At 54.9% G+C, this 17,685-nt stretch carries 17 protein-coding genes; 9 read left to right on the top strand and 8 right to left on the bottom strand.

Features of this window, described 5'->3' with window-relative positions; translation table 11 throughout:
• Nucleotides 1-24 precede the first annotated feature (24 nt).
• Both mtnA and WCK51_02580 read left to right on the top strand, forming a co-directional pair.
• Nucleotides 25-978, top strand: coding sequence for an S-methyl-5-thioribose-1-phosphate isomerase (gene mtnA, locus WCK51_02585; protein ID MEI7575752.1), 954 nt, complete (start codon nucleotides 25-27; stop codon nucleotides 976-978).
• Between the two features lie 19 nt (nucleotides 979-997).
• Nucleotides 998-1,750, top strand: coding sequence for an alpha/beta hydrolase family protein (locus tag WCK51_02580; protein MEI7575751.1), 753 nt, complete (start codon nucleotides 998-1,000; stop codon nucleotides 1,748-1,750).
• A gap of 44 nt (nucleotides 1,751-1,794) precedes the next feature.
• Here the strand turns inward: WCK51_02580 and WCK51_02575 are convergent, their stop codons facing one another.
• The 5 genes from WCK51_02575 to WCK51_02555 all read right to left on the bottom strand — a co-directional run bounded on the left by WCK51_02575 (nucleotide 1,795) and on the right by WCK51_02555 (nucleotide 7,068).
• Nucleotides 1,795-2,478 carry a DUF4397 domain-containing protein gene (locus WCK51_02575; protein ID MEI7575750.1) on the bottom strand — a complete coding sequence of 228 codons (684 nt, stop codon included), beginning with the start codon at nucleotides 2,476-2,478 and terminating at the stop codon, nucleotides 1,795-1,797.
• A gap of 761 nt (nucleotides 2,479-3,239) precedes the next feature.
• Complete coding sequence (locus WCK51_02570; protein ID MEI7575749.1) at nucleotides 3,240-3,770, bottom strand: hypothetical protein; 531 nt, start codon at nucleotides 3,768-3,770, stop codon at nucleotides 3,240-3,242.
• A gap of 89 nt (nucleotides 3,771-3,859) precedes the next feature.
• Nucleotides 3,860-5,032 carry a M48 family metallopeptidase gene (locus WCK51_02565; GenBank protein MEI7575748.1) on the bottom strand — a complete coding sequence of 391 codons (1,173 nt, stop codon included), beginning with the start codon at nucleotides 5,030-5,032 and terminating at the stop codon, nucleotides 3,860-3,862.
• A gap of 30 nt (nucleotides 5,033-5,062) precedes the next feature.
• Complete coding sequence (locus WCK51_02560) at nucleotides 5,063-6,022, bottom strand: alcohol dehydrogenase catalytic domain-containing protein (protein ID MEI7575747.1); 960 nt, start codon at nucleotides 6,020-6,022, stop codon at nucleotides 5,063-5,065.
• Complete coding sequence (locus tag WCK51_02555; GenBank protein ID MEI7575746.1) at nucleotides 6,019-7,068, bottom strand: alcohol dehydrogenase catalytic domain-containing protein; 1,050 nt, start codon at nucleotides 7,066-7,068, stop codon at nucleotides 6,019-6,021. The genes WCK51_02560 and WCK51_02555 overlap by 4 nt, the downstream gene beginning before the upstream one ends.
• A 106-nt stretch (nucleotides 7,069-7,174) precedes the next feature.
• Between WCK51_02555 and WCK51_02550 the strand changes: the two genes are divergently transcribed.
• From WCK51_02550 to prfA, 4 genes are all read left to right on the top strand, one after another.
• Nucleotides 7,175-7,615 carry an SRPBCC family protein gene (locus WCK51_02550; GenBank protein ID MEI7575745.1) on the top strand — a complete coding sequence of 147 codons (441 nt, stop codon included), beginning with the start codon at nucleotides 7,175-7,177 and terminating at the stop codon, nucleotides 7,613-7,615.
• Between the two features lie 88 nt (nucleotides 7,616-7,703).
• Nucleotides 7,704-9,338: a diguanylate cyclase gene (locus WCK51_02545; protein ID MEI7575744.1), complete on the top strand. Its 1,635-nt coding sequence runs from the start codon at nucleotides 7,704-7,706 to the stop codon at nucleotides 9,336-9,338.
• A 69-nt stretch (nucleotides 9,339-9,407) separates the two neighbouring features.
• The gene (locus WCK51_02540; GenBank protein ID MEI7575743.1) at nucleotides 9,408-11,075 is read left to right on the top strand and encodes a diguanylate cyclase; all 1,668 of its coding nucleotides are present in this window, start codon (nucleotides 9,408-9,410) and stop codon (nucleotides 11,073-11,075) included.
• Nucleotides 11,076-11,121: 46 nt separating this feature from the next.
• Entirely contained in the window at nucleotides 11,122-12,189 is a 1,068-nt protein-coding gene (gene prfA, locus WCK51_02535; GenBank protein MEI7575742.1) for a peptide chain release factor 1, read from the top strand.
• 34 nt (nucleotides 12,190-12,223) lie between these two features.
• Here prfA and folE2 read toward each other — a convergent pair whose 3' ends face one another.
• The 3 genes from folE2 to WCK51_02520 all read right to left on the bottom strand — a co-directional run bounded on the left by folE2 (nucleotide 12,224) and on the right by WCK51_02520 (nucleotide 16,144).
• A complete protein-coding gene (gene folE2 / locus WCK51_02530; protein MEI7575741.1) occupies nucleotides 12,224-13,021 on the bottom strand; it encodes a GTP cyclohydrolase FolE2 in 798 nt (265 codons plus the stop codon).
• Nucleotides 13,022-13,064: 43 nt separating this feature from the next.
• On the bottom strand, nucleotides 13,065-14,270 hold the full coding sequence (locus WCK51_02525) for a (Fe-S)-binding protein (protein MEI7575740.1): 1,206 nt from the start codon (nucleotides 14,268-14,270) through the stop codon (nucleotides 13,065-13,067).
• A gap of 77 nt (nucleotides 14,271-14,347) precedes the next feature.
• Nucleotides 14,348-16,144, bottom strand: a complete 1,797-nt coding sequence (locus tag WCK51_02520) for a hypothetical protein (GenBank protein ID MEI7575739.1) — start codon at nucleotides 16,142-16,144, stop codon at nucleotides 14,348-14,350.
• A 63-nt stretch (nucleotides 16,145-16,207) separates the two neighbouring features.
• On the opposite strand from WCK51_02520, the gene WCK51_02515 reads away from it, so the two are divergent.
• From WCK51_02515 to WCK51_02505, 3 genes are read left to right on the top strand one after another with little or no spacing between them, the layout of a single operon-like run.
• Nucleotides 16,208-16,975 carry a prepilin-type N-terminal cleavage/methylation domain-containing protein gene (locus tag WCK51_02515; protein MEI7575738.1) on the top strand — a complete coding sequence of 256 codons (768 nt, stop codon included), beginning with the start codon at nucleotides 16,208-16,210 and terminating at the stop codon, nucleotides 16,973-16,975.
• Nucleotides 16,957-17,190, top strand: a complete 234-nt coding sequence (gene yaaA / locus WCK51_02510; GenBank protein ID MEI7575737.1) for a S4 domain-containing protein YaaA — start codon at nucleotides 16,957-16,959, stop codon at nucleotides 17,188-17,190. The genes WCK51_02515 and yaaA overlap by 19 nt, the downstream gene beginning before the upstream one ends.
• Nucleotides 17,191-17,233: 43 nt before the next feature.
• Nucleotides 17,234-17,653 carry an EamA family transporter gene (locus WCK51_02505; protein MEI7575736.1) on the top strand — a complete coding sequence of 140 codons (420 nt, stop codon included), beginning with the start codon at nucleotides 17,234-17,236 and terminating at the stop codon, nucleotides 17,651-17,653.
• Nucleotides 17,654-17,685: the final 32 nt, after the last annotated feature.

Below are 17,685 nucleotides of genomic sequence, written 5' to 3'. Positions count from 1 at the left end.
ACTCCAAAAGATAAACTAGAAGACATGCTCACCCCCCTCCGCTGGACCGACGGCGCGCTTGAAATGCTGGATCAGCGAATCCTTCCGACCAAGGTCGAATGGATTCGCTACACCACTGCCGCCGGCGTCGCCGAGGGAATTCGTGAAATGGTCGTCCGAGGTGCCCCCGCCATCGGGATCGCCGCCGCCTACGGTATGGCTCTCGCTGCGCAGAACGGAGATGACCTCACCGCAGCCGACAAGGTCCTCAGAGAATCAAGACCCACCGCCGTCAATCTTTTCTGGGCTCTAGATAGAATCCAACAGAATCAAAACAACATCCTTGAAACCGCACAACAAATTGAGAAAGAAGATCTCGATATGAACCTCGCCATCGGTAGCCACGGAGCCCCGTTGATCCCGGCAAAAGCAAACATCCTAACGATCTGCAACACCGGGGCCCTTGCCACTGCCGGCCACGGAACCGCCCTCGGCGTCATCCGATCCGCCTACGAAAAGGACAAAGACATCCACGTCTGGTCCTGCGAAACTCGGCCCCGCCAGCAAGGCCTCCGTCTCACCGCGTTCGAACTGATGCACGACAAAATCCCCTTCCACAGCATCAGCGACGGAATGGCGGCCTCGATCATGCGAGCCGGAAAGGTCGACTTCGTCATCGCCGGAGCCGACCGCATTACCGCTAACGGCGACACCGCCAACAAGATCGGAACCTATATGCTCGCCGTTCTCGCCAAGCACCACAACATTCCGTTCGCTATCGCCGCCCCTTCAAGCACTTTTGATCCCAGCCTGGCCAGCGGCGACCTCATACCCATCGAAGAGCGCACCGGCACCGAGATCACTCACATCGAAGGCGTCCAAGTCGCCCCCGACAACTGCCCCGTCTTCAACCCCGGTTTCGACGTCACCCCCGGCGAGCTGATCTCGTACATCATCACCGAAAGCGGCGTCTTCCGGCCGCCCTACAGCTTCCAGTAAACAAAGGTAAAACCCGCCCATGGCCCTGCATCACGTCAACTACTTCTCCCAATCTCTCAACCGAGCGATGGGGGCCTATGTCATCCATCCTGACGCAGACGTCCCGCGGCCCTACCATTGCATGCTGCTCCTCCACGGCTACAGTGACGACTACACCATCTGGCAGCGCCGAACCAGCATCGAGCGCTACCTCGAGGGAAAGCCTCTCATCGTCGTCATGCCCGACGGCGGACACAGCTTCTACGTCAACGCGGTGAATGGCTACCAGTACCTCACCGCCATCGCCGACGAACTCCCCGACCACCTGCGCCATTGGTACAACATCGACGGTGGTTGGTGTACGGCTGGCCTGTCGATGGGCGGGTACGGAGCCCTCCGCGTCGCCCTCGAACACCCCGTCCTCTTCCGCTCCGCCGTCTCCCATTCGGGGGCGCTCATGATCGGCCACAACTACCCCGCTCAAGGCGAAGGTCACCGAGCGGATGACGATGGCTTCCTTAAACAACAGCTTCTCAACTTCGGCGAAGTCAAACAACCCGGCGGCCCCAACGACCTCCTCGCCCTAGCCAAAGAAGCTGACCCTAAACCCGCCATTCGCATCGACGTCGGCACCGAAGACTTCCTCCTCGAACAAAACCGGGGCATGCACAAGCTGTTCAACGAAGCAGGCATCGCTCACGAATACCAAGAGTTCCCCGGTGCCCACACTTGGGAGTACTGGGACCAGCACATCCAAGAAGCCATCGCGTTTAACCTGGGCAACTTGGGCTAGATTCGCTCCCAGCCCCGCACGACTCGAGGCTGGGATTGACATGTTTAGTAACTCGCCGTGTAGGTGCGAGCGGTCAGAGGCGATCCGCCGCCTGCCTTATCAAGGGCAACCGCGATGGTCGCCGAGTTCGAAGGAAGCGCAATTGAGCCAGTGTCAATCGCCACGGTGCCAGGAACTCCAGCAGGGGTGATGCGCACGCGGTAGCTGCCCGCGGAAACCGTCAGTGCGTCACTGACACCCTTGAAAGGCACGTTTGCCAACGTCGGAGTCGCGGGCAAAGTTGCAGTCGGAGAAGTGATGTAAATGTCAACGTTGCCCGTGCTTGGGGAAGCGTGAACAAGTCTGAGTCTGGCTTGACCCGGGCCTGGACCAAAGTCCGGATCTGCCACTACGAGGGGTTCGATCGAAGCGACGTTGTTCACTGCCAGAACCGTCGTGAGGTTACCAGTCGTGAGCGCTGGGCTTGCGTTGATGACGTTGGTCGATGTGCCCGTGGGCCGAACTTGGATTTGAGTGGTCCCTGCCTTAACGGTGCTGACACCCTCGGCGAAATACGGCACGTTGGTAAAGGCCACCGTACCGCCCACAACAACGTCAACGTTGGGTGCATCGGGCGACGCGTGGATCACGCGCAGCTTGGACTCGGAGGTGCCTCCGGAGAGTCCTCCGCATCCTAAGAGGGTCAAGCCCGCAACTGCGAGGGCTAGAAAAAATGATGAGGTCTTCATGGTTTTTCTCGTTGTGGCAACCCTGCCACGGACATACCTACGAGACCAATCCCGAAGCAATTTTTTCGTCAAGAAACATTCTTGTTTAATGCTGAAACAGATTGAGACTTCATACCCAATTTTGCTTCTGGATCAGGTGCTTTCCCGTGTTTCCACGACGAGCCACTTGCGTGGGCGGGGCAAGCAGAAGTAGTTTGGGTGGCGCGTTAAAGCGATCTCCGCCGAGTGCTTGGCTGACAGAGGAGCCTAGCTTAAGCGTGAACAGCCTTCCGATCTCGCCAAGCACTTCCAAGTGATGACTAGCTCAAAGTCTCGGGCCGCTCATCGAGCTGTCAGCAAATATGCATCAAACAAGGTTGACAAACCCCCGATTTCCTCGCTTGTAGGTAATGATGCAAGTTTTGCGTGACTGAGATTCGAATCGTCCCCTCAAAACCTTCACGTCGGCACCCCACAAAAGGCGTTCACCAAAGTGCCCATTGTGCCCAACAAACATGCAGACGCGAAGATTGGGCAAACTAACCAAGATCAACCCGGAATAATTCCCCAGCAGATGATCACACTCAAATGCACAAACTTAAACATTTGAACTTAAAAGTGACACATCTCTTCGCGTGCACAACCCCGAAGCTGTGTCACAACCCAATTCGATACCTCGACTCCCTCGACCCCTCAGGCTAAACTTAGAACCTTTTCCAAGCCAAACAGACAATCCCTCTCTCTAAGTCAGAGAGAGGGATTGTCTTGCGGTGAGCTCGAGATCAGGGGTTGATCTGACTTCCAACATGCTTGAGAGCAAGTTGGATCTGCTGAATTCCGCTCTTTAGATTCTGCATTGCGTTCACCTTATGACCGTTGTAGTCACCAGTTGTCTTCTGTAGCATCACCAAAGCGCGCTCGTAGTGGCCACTGGCCTCGACTAGCTTGGCGTTGCTCTTTCGAATCTGATCGTCTGAATACTTGCGCCGATCTTCATTGTCCGACTCCTTGCGTTGAGCCGACTGCTGACGGTTCTCGATTCGTCCGATGCGAAGCTCGCCGATGGCAATTGCACCATACTGAATGGCCTCGGCTCGGTGGCCATCGTAGATGTGAAGTGCGCCCTTGAGGTCGCGCATTCCTTTCTCGATTTCCTGAATCGCATTTCGGAAAACCTTCTCACCTTGCTGGTGATTAACGGTCTTGTTTCGAGCGGTTTTGCCCTGAGCCGAACCTTGCGTCGGGTTCTGAGCCGTTGCCACTCCAAAAGCGGCAAGAGCGATGATGACGAGGCTGATTTTTCGAATCTTCATTGTTCTGTTTCCTCCCAATGAGTTGGGTTGGCGGCAAAGACGCCGCCCTTCCTGAAAGAGTTCAATGGTGGGGCCTAATGCCCGGGGCTTTAGCCCCGGCCTTCCCAAATGTGATAAGCGAGGCTGAACGCGCAGGAGCGGAGGGCTTTGCTGGCGTCTTCTTGCATTTTCTGCACGGTGCTGTTGTTGACCTGAGCATCGTCTTCGTCGAAGCGGACCAGGAGGCGGTTGCGACCGAAGACCTCGCCTTGGTCACCGACTGTGATTTCGTACATTTCGGGGACAGTGTCGAAGAATTCGTTGAGGCGTTTCGTCAGTTCAGCGGCTCTGGCTTTGGGGTTGTCTCCGCCAACGGCGAAGAGTTTTCGTTGCCCAAACTTGAGTAGGTACGTGCCGGGGGTGAATTCGGCGGCAGTGACTCGGAAGGAGGCGGTTACCGCGCTTCGGCGAACCGGAATCGAGTTCGACTTCATGAACGCTTCGATGGATTCGGCGCGTTTGCGGGACGGTGGGTGGGTGCGATAGATGCCGAGGTCAATGACTTTTTCCATTGCACCTTGCTCCATTTGCAGGCGTTCCATGAAGGTGATCATTCCGGTTGGGTTGTAGCCGGTAGCGATCATGAGCTGGGCTCCGCCATTGTCGGCGCTCTCTTCGGCCTTCACACTCCAGCCGTTGGTGACGGCGGTTCCGAGGAGGCTACCGGCGAGGGCTCCGGCGTTGGAGCCGGTGAGGATCGAGGCGAGGATAAGGGGAATCTGGACGGCACCGAGCTTGGACTGCTCTTTTTGCATGTATGCCATATGCCTCTGGGAGGCGTGGCAGATTTCGTGGGCGAGCACTCCGGCGAGCTCGTCATCGCTTTGAGCGAATTTGACGAGGCCGTCGTAAACGTAGATGTACCCGCCAGGTAGGGAGAATGCGTTGATATCCTTGCTGTCAACAACCTTGAACTTGTACTCCAGCATGAAGTGTCGCTTTTCACCCCAGAGGGTTTTGAAACCGGCTTGGCTGTTTGCAACAAGCGAGAGTTTAGCCGCGATTTCTTCGACGCGCTTTTGGTTGGCGGGATCTTTGGTGGACCGATACTCCTTGTCGTAGTATTCGGCGGCTTCTTTACCGATACGCCTATCCTCGTCGAGTTCGCGCTCGAACGCCTGGATCTCTCGGAGTTTCTTTGGGTCGACCTTTACGGTGTCCTGCCCGTCGCCGGTGAATAACGCCAGCGAACCTGCCATATAGAGCGCGGTAGCAAGCATCATCGGTACTAGTTTGGACGAGTGATTCCAGGTTTAGTTTTGGAATATCACCATTGGCTTAAGGATTTCGCCCCGTTTCATTGCCAGATATGCACTCGGTAGCTCGTCAAGGCCGATGAAATCGCTGACGACTTGCTCGGCTTTGAGACGGCCTTTGTTGATCAGATCCCACGCGGCTCGGGTGTCTTCGGGTCCGCAAGAGTAGGCGCTGACGATGCTGATGTCGCGGAAATAGACCTCTTGGGGGACCTGGAGTTTTTGGTCTGGTGCTAGCGGGGCGAACATACAGATTCGTGCTCCGGGCTGGGCAATTTTCACGGCGTCTTCGAAGGCTTGTTGGGTTCCTGGGCAGACGTAGATGGTGTCGTGGGCGTTGGCTTCGAGATTCTTGCTGAGGCGGACGTCGAGGCCCAGCCGCTTTGCCCAAGCGACTCTTAACGGGTTGATGTCGTAGCCAACGGCTCCATCGCCAAGTGCGATCAGGTGCATGAGGCCCATGACACCAAGGCCGATCACGGCGGGTTTTTCTTGCCTTTGGGCAACGCGAAGGGCTTTGAGGACGCAGGCGAAAGGCTCGATGAGGGCGGCGTCGACGGCTCGGAGGGAGTTGGTGATCAGGGTGTCGGTAAGGTTTCCGATGGGGACGGCGAAGCGTTCCGCCATGCCGCCGGGGTTGAGTTTAGTAGTTTTCCACTGGGCGCAGTGGACGCTGCGACCGGTTTTGCAGTATTCGCATTCGCCGCAGGGGGCGTGGTGGTGGGGGAATACTTTGCTGCCGACGGGGAAGCGGGCGTCCTGGGATTCTACAACGATGCCGCTGACTTCGTGGCCGATGACGTGCGGCACTTTTTTGTCCATGTACCAGGACATGAGCTCGCCACTACAGAGGCCGCAGGCTTCGGTTTGGATGAGGAGGCCGCCTTCAGGGCAAGTCGGTTCGACTTCTTCCATGATGGCGACCTTGCCATCTCCGACATAACGTGCGAGCTTCATGGGCGAATGACGTACTTGATCCCGGTCCCGGCTTCGAGATCTTTGAATGTAGATTCTACTTCTTCGAGCGTTCTTTCGCCGCTGAGCAAGAGCGATAGATCAACGTTGGACTCAAGAATCCATTGACGAGCTTGCTTGACGGCTGTGGTGCCGAAGTGGAAGGGAGAGAGGATGGAGATTTGGTCGTAATGGACTCGTTTGGTGTCGAAGGAGGCTCTGGTTCCGCCGGCGCAGCCGCCAAAGAGGACCAGGGTTCCGCCTCGACGAACGTAATCGATGCTCTTTTCCCAAACTTCGACTTGTCCCGTACACTCGACGACGACGTCGTATCCGGTGCCTTGGGGTTTGAGATCGTTGACGTTCACCGTTTCGGCGCCGAACTGTTCTCCGACGGCAAGACGATTGGGGTTTCGCCCGGCGAGAGTGACGTGGTCAACGCCGATCTGTTCGAGCGCAGCTACGAACAGGAGACCGATTGCTCCCGGGCCGATGACGAGGACTCTCAGGCCTTCATGGAGACCTTTCGGAGTTCCGAGGCCGAGTTGCATTTCTCGCACGGCTTGGGCGACGCAGGAGTAGGGTTCGAGGAGCGACGCGATGTCGAAGGGGATATTGTCTGGTTTGGTATAGACGTTCTTTTCGACGATCCTTTTCGGAACGAAAAGGTATTCGGCGAATGAGCCGAGAACCTTGGAAGACATGATCGATTCACAGAGGTTTTCTTGGCTTCGGCGGCACCAGAAGCAGTCTCCGCAGGGGGCGGAGTGGACGCCCATAACTGCATCTCCGACTTGAAATTTTGCGCCTTCGCCAGCGGCAACAACGGTTCCCGAGTATTCGTGGCCGAAGACTCCGGGCATAGGAATCTGGGGGTGGCCCCGTTTGAACGCCTTAAGATCCGTTCCGCAGGTGGTAGCGGCTTCGACTTGGACGAGAATGTCGCCTGGATCGACAGATGGGACCGCGACCGAGCCGAGGGATAAGACGCCAGGGGCCTCAAGGATAACCGCCCGCATTTGGGTGGGAACGCTCTGACTTCTTGTCATCTCTGCCTTCAACGACTCCACAACATTTCCTACGCTTAATCTCGACAAAGAGTGGACACGTCAACGTGTAGACTGAGAGCCGTCAACATAGTTTGACGCAACTGAGATGCCTACTGTCGAAACTACCATCTGGATTGATGCTCCCGTCGAGAAAGTCTATGCGATTGCAAAGGATAGCGAGCGATATCCCGAATATATGAAGGCGGTTGAGAGCCTTGTCGTGACCTCACGCGAGGGAAGCCGAGTCGTGGCGGACTGGGTGGGTTTGATTACTCAGTTCAACCTGAAGGTGCGATGGACCCAGGAAGAGATATGGGATGATTCAACAACCTCTTCTCGATTTTCCCAGGTGAAAGGGGATTACGACAAGATGGAAGGCACCTGGAAGTTTTCGGAAGAGAACGGCGGAACTCGGTTCGACCAGTTTTTGGACTACGAGTACAACGTGCCAACGCTCGGCCCGTTGGTGAAGAAATTGATTCTGCACTTGGTGAAGTCTCAGCTCGAAGCGGCCAGCGAAGCGATCAAGAAACGCGCTGAAGCCTGACAACTTTGCTAGGTTAAATCAGCCCCGAAGCTGGAATCTCATTCCTGGAGTTTTCGGGTGATTTATAATGTTGGACTATTCCAGCACAGTGCTAGAAGTTGACGGTTTGAACGAGAGAGCGTACGCCTTACGCCTCTCGAACCCGAGTATTGCCAAACAGCTTGCCGAGCAAGCGCGTGAGAAGTCACTTCAAATTGACTACGCTTACGGGCACGGTTGCGCCCTCAGGAGCTTGGCAGCAGCATCAGTTGAGCAGTCATTGTCGAACGCGTTCGCGCTTGCAGTCCACGCGATCGAGATTTTCACTTCGCTCGGGATGATGACGGAGACTTCCTCGGCGTTGATGCCCATTTTTTGCTATTACGTTCAGAATAATCGTTTTGACCGTGCTCGTAGGACCTTGGAGGAAGCTCTCACCATTTCTGAGAGTATCAAAGACAGACACTCACTCTCTCTGATCTATTACAATTTCGGGTGGCTCGCCTGCAAGGAAGGTGAATCAGAAAGAGCTCGAGAGTATTTCGAAAAGTCTATCGAGTTGGGTAGTCACGGTGTTAACGATTGGAGCTATTGGAGGTCCCGAACAAGACTCATCGGACTCCTGGTGGAAAATGGTGATGAATCGGAGTGGAAACAGGAGATCGAAATCCTTTTTGCCGGGGTCAGCGAGACGGGGAACATCCTGGCGCTTTCGGATGCGCTCTGTTTGCATATTGACGCTTGCGCACGCACTGGACGGAGGGCCGAAGTAATTACTGCGCTAAGGCGAGCACGGCAACGAAAAGACTTGTTACACAACGAAAGCTGTCGAGCGAAAATGATGTGTGCCCATGCCAACGCACTGCTCTTTTTGGGAGATGAAAAGAAGTACATCTCGAGGTTACGCAGGACAGCTACAGCCTTAGCGAAGGCAAACCTGAAAGTTCGTCTCGGCAAGCTGTTGTTTCATTTAGCAATTGCTGAACAGAAGGCGGGACTCTATGAGCAATCTGCCTGTCACTTCTTACAACACATCGAGCTTCAGCGTCATATCCAGTCAAGCGATGCTGAGTATCGCTTAAGTGAAGTTATCCACGAGGCAGTTGCAAGGCACCTCTGCGGGAAAGTTGATTCCGCAGTTTCCAAATCTGATCAGCTAATCGAGATCAACCAGCGCCTGCAAATGTCGCTTGAGCAGCAGACTTTGCTTCAGCATGAGCTGATGCGGATTGCGTCAACTGATGAGTTAACAGGCGCGGTTAACCGACGTCAAATCGTGAACGACGGCATCTTGGAGATGGAAAGATACCGACATACGGGCTCTCCTTTCTCAGTTACGGTGATCGATGTTGACCATTTCAAGTCGATCAATGACAACTTTGGTCACGCAACTGGCGATGAGGTGTTGAGGCGACTGACAAAGTGCTGCCAGGCATTATTGCGTAGATTTGATGTCTTCGGACGCATTGGAGGGGAGGAATTTTGCATCGTTCATCACGATACGGACTTGCAAGGTGCCCAGATGGCGGTTAAGCGAGTGATGGATGCGGTCGGCAAGATGTTTACCGCGGATATCTTGCCGGATCGTGAGTTTAGCGTGAGCATTGGAGTCGCCGAAGTTCACGAATCTGATGCCTCCTTCTACGATGTCTTACATCATGCCGACATGGCGCTCTTCGAGGCAAAGCGAGCCGGTCGCAACACTTATCGACTAGCGCAGAGCCGTACATTGGAAGCGGCTTAACCTGGTACGCATACCGGGTAGTCAGACTGATGAGTACGGCAAAACTTCACCTGAGGAGGGTGCAGGTGCATGAAACGATCTGAAAATCGGCTCAGTCTGGATACGGCAAAGATTGATGCTATGAATGCGGAAGCGTATCGCCTACGTTCCTTCAATCCGGCTCGCGCAAGAGACATTTGTGACGAGGTCTTGCCGAAGTCAAAACAGATCGGTTATCGCCGAGGTGAGGCAGACGCTCTACGCACGTTGGGAACTCTGGTTTCGAGCCAGGATCGGGAGGAAGGATTTGCCCTTGCCGAACAGGCACTAGAAATCTATCGAGCCATAGGTGATGAGTTCGGAGAGTGCAGTGCACTCATGACGGTTTCGCTTTACTACCACCACAAAGGGATGTTCCAACGAGCCCACCTTGTGCTCACCGAAGCGCACGAGAAGGCTGCTCGATCGGGCAACTTGTACGTAGCGGCAATCGCGATCTTCAACTTGGGTGTCAACGCAGAAGAGCGAGAGGATTTGCTGAAGGCAAGAGAGTACTTCCAGCACGCCAAAGTTGCCGCTGAGCGAGGAGCAAACGATACGATCTTCTGGTCATCCACCATTGCGATTGCATCTGTGAGCTTCGAACTAGGCGAAAATGAATCTGACCTAGATGCATTGCGCTCGGCTCTCGTTAGCCTTGAAGAGAATCGTTCCTTTAACAATGCCGTTGATGCCTGCCTTGCGATAGCGAAGATTTCTTTTGCAAACGGGCAACCTTTGCAAGCTCTGCTTGCTCTTAGAAAGGGGATCAGTCTCGCTAAGACACACAAGAAGACCTACCTCGTGTGGCCGCTACAACAGTTCAGAGGTGTGATGGAGTTTCAGCGAGGCCGATTCCTGACATCGAAACGGGCGTTTAAGGGGGCACTCCGTACGGCTCGACTTAGCGGAAATCGCGTTCAAGAAGCCAAGACGATGGAACAGCTGGCTGGAGTCTATCGAAAGTTAGGTGACGCCGAGAAGGCATTCGATATGCTTCACGAGCATATTGCTCTCAAACGTGAGGTCTTCAGCGAGGATAGCGAGCGAAGATTGCGAGAGATGCAGTCGATCCACCAGGTTCAGCTGGTGGAAGCTGAGTCACGACTTTTGAAATCAAAAAATATCGAGCTTGCAGCGATAAACGATCGGCTCGAGATGGCACTTCGAGAGCGCGAACAGCTTCAACAAGAACTTGAGCGCATGGCGACGATTGATGAGTTGACCGGTGTTTTGAATCGCCGACGCATTCTGGCAATCGGAACCGACTTCGTGGCTCGATTCCATGCACAAGGTCGTCCGGGCGTTGTTTTGGTAGTTGATATCGACAACTTTAAGTCGATTAACGATAACTACGGTCACCCTGTTGGCGATGAAGTCCTTCGTCGATTCACGCAGTCTTGCCAGAGAGTTTTGCGTCCAACCGACTACCTGGGTCGACTTGGTGGTGAAGAGTTCTGTATCCTACTTGATCGAACCGACCTGGAGATCGCCCACAAGGTCGCCGAGCGAGTGCTCGCGTCAATTCGCACAACCCGTGTTGACGACTTGATGGTGGATCGTACTGTGACGGCGTCCATCGGCATGTCCGCTGTTGGCAAGAAGCATGACACTATCGCTTCAGTCTTACATGAGGCCGACTTGGGTCTCTATGAGGCTAAGCGAACGGGCCGAGACCGGCTTTGTGTTGGCAAGCCCGAGAAGCCAAAAGCCGCCTAGTTTTTGGCGTAGAACTAGGTGGGGCGGTACACTTTCGCTTCGTTGTATGATCGCAAAACTAGCTGAGATTGAGAAAAAGTTTGAGAGCGTTGAGGCCGAGTACAACGACATCTCGATTGTCAGCAATCCTAAGGAAATGCAACGGGTAGGCAAACTCCGTGCGGAGCTTCTGCCAATCGTTGAGACCATTCGAGAGTACAGAAAAGTTCTTGACGATCTTTCGCAAGCCGAGGAGATGGTCAACGATCCCGAGATGAAGGAATTGGCTCTCGCGGAGATCGAGCCGTTGCGGGGTCGGCGCGAGGAGTTGGAACTGAAGCTAAAACTGATGCTCGTGCCGAAGGATGCCAATGACGACAAGTCGGTCATTATCGAGATTCGACCCGCGGCCGGTGGCGATGAAGCGGCTCTCTTTGCCAATGAACTTTTTCGGATGTACTCGCGCTGGTGCGAGCGGCGGCGTTGGAAGGTCGAAGTTATCGAGCTTGAAGAGAGTGGGATCGGTGGTGCGAGCAAAGTCGTTTTTAAGATTGACGCGGTGGGCGCGTTCTATCAATTGAAGTTCGAATCTGGGGTCCATCGTGTGCAACGTGTTCCGGCAACGGAGAGCCAGGGGCGAATTCATACGTCGACGGTGACGGTTGCAGTGTTGCCGGAGGCTGAGGAAGTTGACGTTCAGGTTGACCCGAAGGACCTCGAAATCAGCACGTTTTGTTCGTCATCGGCGGGTGGCCAGCACATGCAGAAAAACGAGACGGCAATTCGGATAATTCATAAGCCGAGCGGCATCGTTGTGACTTGCCAGGACGAGCGGAGCCAGGCCCAGAACAAGCTTCGCGCGATGGAAGTTCTGCGCGCCAAGATTTATCAGGCGGAGGTTGAGCGCACCCAAGCCGAGCGATCGGGCATGCGAAAGGGTCAAATTGGCTCCGGGGACCGGAGCGAGAAGATACGCACCTACCACTTCCCGGAGAGCCGGATTACGGACCACCGCATCAAGCTCACTGTTCACAACATGAACACGTTTATGGACGGCGATATTCAGCTGATGTTGGATGGCCTCGTTCAGGACGACCAGGCACGCAAGTTAGCCGAGTCGGACGAGGCGGCTTGAGCAAATCCCCGGCGAGACGCCGGGAATACCTTGACTACTTCTCCCGCGAAATGAACGCGTATGCGTTATGGTCGTGAATCGACTCGTGGTTCTCGACCTCAATCTCGTATGCTGAAATTCTCGATTCTTTGTCGAAGGCAAGGGCGACTTCTCGAACCATGTCCTCGACGAACCGAGGATTCTTGTAGGCTTGCTCTGTGACAAATTTCTCGTCTGGGCGCTTCAGAACCGGATAGAGCTGGGCGGAGCCGGAGGCCTCGATCATGTCGATGACGTCTTCGAGCCATAGAATGCCATCCGCTTTAACCTTCACGCTGACGTAGCCGCGTTGGTTGTGGGCTCCAAACTCCGAAATCTCTTTGCTGCATGGGCACAGGGTAGTGACCGGAACCACTAGGCGGAGCCAGAAGTCGTTTGTGGTTCCGCCGCTGGCGATGAAACCGCAGTCGTAACCCATCATTCCGACCTTACCAGTGACAGGAGCTGGCTTGGCTCGGAACAGGTTGAAATTGACTTCAAGGTGCGCTGTCTCCGCCTTCAGTTTTTCTCGAAGCTTATTGAGGATATCGGGGATCGTTGCGGGGCTGATGTCGTGGTTGTGCTCACCCAAAACTTCAAGAAAACGACTCATGTGGGTTCCCTTGAATTCCTTTGGGAGGTCAACAGTCAGAGTGAAATCTCCGACGGTGTACTGCGGTCCGTTATCACGCTCGCGGACATGCATGGGGTATTTGACCTTCTTGACGCCGACCTTGTCGATGGCGATATTGCGCTCATCTTGGCTAGCCTGAATGTCGACGAGGGGTTGAGGGGTCATCTCTGAAATCTCCATGTGCGGTCATTGCCGCACTGGTATGTCTACGCAGCACGTTAGATTATTGTTCGATAAACGGTTCGAGGCCTACGAATGCGGCTTCCAGCAGCTCTGCCGTGTGGAGCGTTCGAGCAATGCCCTTTTCGAGGCATCCTTGAGCGATCCAAGCGTGACAACCCGGGTTGCCGGTGGCAACGATGTCGGCCCTTGTTTCTTGGATGTGCCCGGTCTTTCGGACAAGAAGTTGGCGGGCCATGTCGGGCTGCATGACGTTATAGATTCCTGCGCTACCGCAGCAAACCATCGATTCATCGAGCTCGACAAACTCGATTCCCGGGATTGATTGGATCAGTTGACGGGGTTGGCTCGTGATTTTCTGTCCGTGCGAAAGGTGGCAGGCGTCGTGGTAAGTGATGCGCTTACCTGCGAGTGGGGAGTAGGGGGTTAGGAGTTGAGAGAGGTTGTTTTCCAGGAGGAACTCTGAGAGATCCACTGTTCGCTTTGCAAACCGCTCAGCTTCGGAGGTCCCCAGAAGGTGTACGTATTCCTTCATCGTGCTTCCGCACCCGGCGGAGTTGACGATGATGGGGGCTTCTCCTGGCATGGATTTGATTAGGTTTGCGGCGAGCTTTCGAGCTTCATCAAGCTGCCCATTGTGAGCGTGAAGTGCGCCGCAACAGCCTTGGTTTGCGGGTTTGATTTGGTAGCCAACCCGATGGAGTAGCCGTTCTGTGCACTGATGGACTCTAGGGAACAACACCTGCATCGCACAGCCTTGTAGCATGTAGACCTCTCCCTTGAACTCGACCTTGGGGAGGTCGGGAAATGCGGCGGTCTCTTGTGGCTTTGGAAGATCGACTTCTGGGCTGGCTCCACTTAAGAGCTGACTCAGGGGCTTTGGCATCCGCTTGCCAGGTAGGAACTTGGCGGCGGCAAGTTGGGTCTTCAGAATAAGCGGATTCGTGGTTCCGGTCAGGAAGGCCTTTTGGACAAGGCTCGCTCCGATTTGGTCTCGGGCGATCTCAAGGATTTGGCCGTACTGGACTCCGCTCGGACAGGCGGTTTCGCAGGCTCGACAGCCGAGGCACTTGTCAAGATGGGGCTTGACGTCGTCCCAGTTGAGCTTGCCATCAACGACACTGCGGACTAGGTAGATGCGGCCCCTCGGCGAGTCAAGCTCGTTGCCGGTTTGGGTGAAGGTCGGACAATCTTCTAAGCAGAATCCGCAGCGGATGCACTGGGTAGTGAGGTCTTCGAGATGGCTCATCGATCCTGCCTGATCCGGGGTTTGAGATCCCCCATTTCGCTTGCCTGATAGCCGAGCGAAATGGGGGATGAAGTTGCTTACTTTTTGATGAACTTCTTCTTGCTCTTGTCGAATCCTTGGTCGACCTTCTTGTTATCGAAGTGCCAAACAGGCGATCCGGAGCGTTGGTAGAAGCACTGGTAGCTGCTAAGGAGCGAGGCAACGAGTCGGCGCGAGGTGCGGCGAGCAACGTTTATCTCGGCGAGAACGGTGAGGTAGTCGGCGCCTTTGGGCCAGTGGCTCATCACCATGACGAGGAGGTCAAGCGTGCTCTTGCCTTCGTACTCGGCACCAAGGGTGCGGAGCTCTTCCATGCGCTGGGTGCTGATGTAAACAACCGGGTCTGGCTGATCCAGGTAAGCAAACTCAAACACGTTTGGCTGAGGGGTCTTGGTGAGGGTGTATACCGCTCCGCTTTCGACGGATTGATCGAGCCACCAGTCGATCAGGCCGTACATGAGGCGAGCTTCTTGGTTGATCCAAACCTGGAGTTCTCTCCCGGCTGGGTCGATGAAGATGGCTTCCTGAATCTTTGGCGCATCGTCGATCCAGCCAGTTGGGAACTGAGCAAGCGGGAAGGTTCCGAGTTCGCGGTGGATGGACTTGAGAACAAGTCGGATGCTTTCTGGCTGAGTCTTGAGTGCCGGTTGTGGGTCTTCGTCCAGAACATCCAGAGCAAGCGGGTGCTGGAGGAGCTTTCGGAGGGAGGTGTTGAGACCTTCATCGGTGAGCTCGATGTCCACGTCTTCGCCTTCGGCGTCGACCACTCCGGAAGCCACAAACTGGAATGGCTCAGGAACTTCGCTGATGTAGTCCGGGTGCTGACCGGCTTTTTGGAAACGATCTCCGCCAACCCATGCGACGGACGAATCGGCCTTGAGGGCGGTCATCACGTTGACCATGTCGTCGGGGAAGGTCTTGGTGCCTGGCGTGATTTCGAAAAACTCTTCGAGCATCTTGGTTGCCGTGACCGAGGCATCAGAGGTCTTGACCTTGTTGATGAGCTTGGCAATGTCCTCGGGCTTGAGTTCAATCGGCGCAGCATCGTCAACGTCAATCGAAGGAGTGAGCTTCAAGGCGAGCTTGAGAGCGGTCGAAATGAGGCCCTTAGCTTCGGCCTCATTAAGGAAGGTTCCGTCGCTGTTGTAGACGTAGCCAGGAACCGCGAAGAGGGCCTTGAAAAGGTCTCCAGCGTGGTAGTGAAGCACCGAGCGAGGATCGTCGTTGTTCAGCTTGCTGTAGGCATATGCAAGAATTTCCTTTAGGTTGATTGGGGAGTGCTTAAGAGCGGCAGAAGCCCAATCAGGGGAATTGAAATCCACGTCCTTCAGCTTGTCGCTGATCGCGGCGAACTCCTCCGGAGTGATGCCGTTGATTGCCAAAGCACGAGAAAGAACCTCGTCGTGAGCAATGAAGCCCCACTTGACGAGAGCGACTGAGTTATCGCCGAGAAGCGCAAATGAACCGTCTCGAGCAACAAGGCGGCGAACGACAGCATCCTCAGTTTCAACCGAAGTGTGTCGGATTCGCGAGACTTCTTCGATGAGCGTATCGAGGGAGACTGGCGCGCCGAACGAGTCGAGAACAGCTCGGATGATTTCGGAAACTGGGCGACCTTCTGCAGTGAGTCGCGATGCCGGAATCCAGCGTCGCTCGTGGTAGGCAAATACGTCGGCGTTCGAGGACATGAGTGAACGGACGGCGGCGAGACCGATACCGGAGTCGCTGAGCTTGTCAGCTAGTTCACCTAGCTTGACGGCGGCTTCCATTTCGGTGAGCTTTTCGAGGATCAGGCGATCTGCGTAGAGTCGTGCGGTTGCTTCTTCAGGTTTCAATACGGTCGGCTTTGCCAAGGGTCGCTCCAGGTGCGCCCAGACACACGGGCGCGAACCTTAATCATGGCATATTGGAGCAACTTTTTGCCACTTTCAAACGTCGCATGTCGCGATGCAGGAACCTGCACCGTTTTTGGTGCGTTTGACCGTATTATGTTTGTTGTGCGCCGCGCGTTTACACTGATTGAGCTGCTGGTGGTGATTACGATCATCGCAATTCTCGCGGCAATTCTGTTTCCCGTTTTCGCCAGGGCGAAGGCCGCGGCAAAGCAAACTGCTTGCATCAGCAACCTTAAGCAAATTGGCACGGCCCACGGCTTGTACATGACAGACAGCGATGACTTGTTCGCCTTTGCGGTGGATGCGAGCGATAAGTATCGACCGAATATCTGGGACGGCCGCCCAGAGTTTCAAGCGCTCATCGCGGCGATGCCCGAAATGCAGGACGCACTGATGCCTTACGCAAAAAGTAAGGAGATTTTTCGTTGTCCTGCCGACCAGGGCACGACAGTTTTGGATAACCACTTTCCAGACGTGTTTGCGACAAGCCCATCGCTATTCGCACTTTACCGAAACAGCTATCTGTTCCGAACCGAGATCGCTTTCAACCACCATTCCCAAACATCGCTTCAAGCCCCAGCCTCGATCAACTTGATGTTTGATGCGGGGGGACATTGGCACGGCTCGGGACGGGCTTTGGCGGCAGACGATGACGCTAACACGTTCTTCAACTTGATTCGGGGTTATCGTTATGTGACTCTCTTTGCCGACTTCCACGCGAAGTCACTTGCGCGCGGTACATATGACCAGGCATGGGCGACACCACTTTGAAAGAAATTCAGATTTGGAGTGAGTACATCACTTTGGGACAGTTGCTGAAGCTGGCTAACGTCATCTCAAACGGCGCAGAAGCCAAGGGTTATTTGGCCGAGGTGATGCCGTTGGTGAACGGAGAGGACGAGAACCGGAGAGGCAAAAAGCTCTACCCTGGAGATACCATTCAGTTGCCGGATGGTCAAGGTTTTTTGATCGCTCAACAGGCTTGATTCTTCCGAGACTTCTTGTAGTCGAGCGTTCGTCTTTACGGATGTGGAATATCGCGGCTGGGCACTTCTTTCGGCACTCTTTGCCGGAATCACTGCCGTTCTGAGCAAGAAAGGAGTCGAAGGCGTGCCGCCCAACCTGGCACTCGCGGTTCGAGTCATGTTCGTATTGGCATTTTCGGTTCTGTTGGCTTGGAGCACAAAGCAAACCGGTTTTGCTCAACTCACTGGGCGAAATGTGGGATTCCTGGCTTTGAGCGCGGTGGCAACCTGGGCATCGTGGGCTTGCTACTTCAGGGCGCTTGCCGATCCCGAAGGGGCAGTCTCTCGGGTTGCGCCGATTGATAAGTTGAGTTTCGTTATCGCCGTTGTCTTGGGGGTTGTGCTTCTCCGGGAGAAGCTTGATGCAAAACTCCTTTCTGGCTGTGCGTTGATTATTGCAGGCGTTCTGTTAACTCTTAAGTGATTCGTTGCCACGACGGAATCAGCCGACGAACA

This window comes from Armatimonadota bacterium, from assembly GCA_037138755.1.
GTDB lineage: Bacteria > Armatimonadota > Fimbriimonadia > Fimbriimonadales > Fimbriimonadaceae > Fimbriimonas.
The sequence above is the reverse complement of the archived record's forward strand: the minus strand, read 5'-3'. Positions and strand labels throughout refer to the sequence as shown.

Coding starts and splice junctions, on each gene's coding strand:
- WCK51_02560 (MEI7575747.1), bottom strand. CDS start 6,022: ATGAAGCTCGCACGTTATGTCGGAGATGGCAAGGTCGCCATCATGGAA.
- WCK51_02570 (MEI7575749.1), bottom strand. CDS start 3,770: ATGAAGATTCGAAAAATCAGCCTCGTCATCATCGCTCTTGCCGCTTTT.
- WCK51_02565 (MEI7575748.1), bottom strand. CDS start 5,032: ATGATGCTTGCTACCGCGCTCTATATGGCAGGTTCGCTGGCGTTATTC.
- WCK51_02580 (MEI7575751.1), top strand. CDS start 998: ATGGCCCTGCATCACGTCAACTACTTCTCCCAATCTCTCAACCGAGCG.
- mtnA (MEI7575752.1), top strand. CDS start 25: ATGCTCACCCCCCTCCGCTGGACCGACGGCGCGCTTGAAATGCTGGAT.
- WCK51_02555 (MEI7575746.1), bottom strand. CDS start 7,068: ATGACAAGAAGTCAGAGCGTTCCCACCCAAATGCGGGCGGTTATCCTT.
- WCK51_02540 (MEI7575743.1), top strand. CDS start 9,408: ATGAAACGATCTGAAAATCGGCTCAGTCTGGATACGGCAAAGATTGAT.
- WCK51_02525 (MEI7575740.1), bottom strand. CDS start 14,270: ATGAGCCATCTCGAAGACCTCACTACCCAGTGCATCCGCTGCGGATTC.
- folE2 (MEI7575741.1), bottom strand. CDS start 13,021: ATGGAGATTTCAGAGATGACCCCTCAACCCCTCGTCGACATTCAGGCT.
- WCK51_02575 (MEI7575750.1), bottom strand. CDS start 2,478: ATGAAGACCTCATCATTTTTTCTAGCCCTCGCAGTTGCGGGCTTGACC.
- yaaA (MEI7575737.1), top strand. CDS start 16,957: ATGGGCGACACCACTTTGAAAGAAATTCAGATTTGGAGTGAGTACATC.
- WCK51_02515 (MEI7575738.1), top strand. CDS start 16,208: ATGGCATATTGGAGCAACTTTTTGCCACTTTCAAACGTCGCATGTCGC.
- WCK51_02550 (MEI7575745.1), top strand. CDS start 7,175: ATGCCTACTGTCGAAACTACCATCTGGATTGATGCTCCCGTCGAGAAA.
- prfA (MEI7575742.1), top strand. CDS start 11,122: ATGATCGCAAAACTAGCTGAGATTGAGAAAAAGTTTGAGAGCGTTGAG.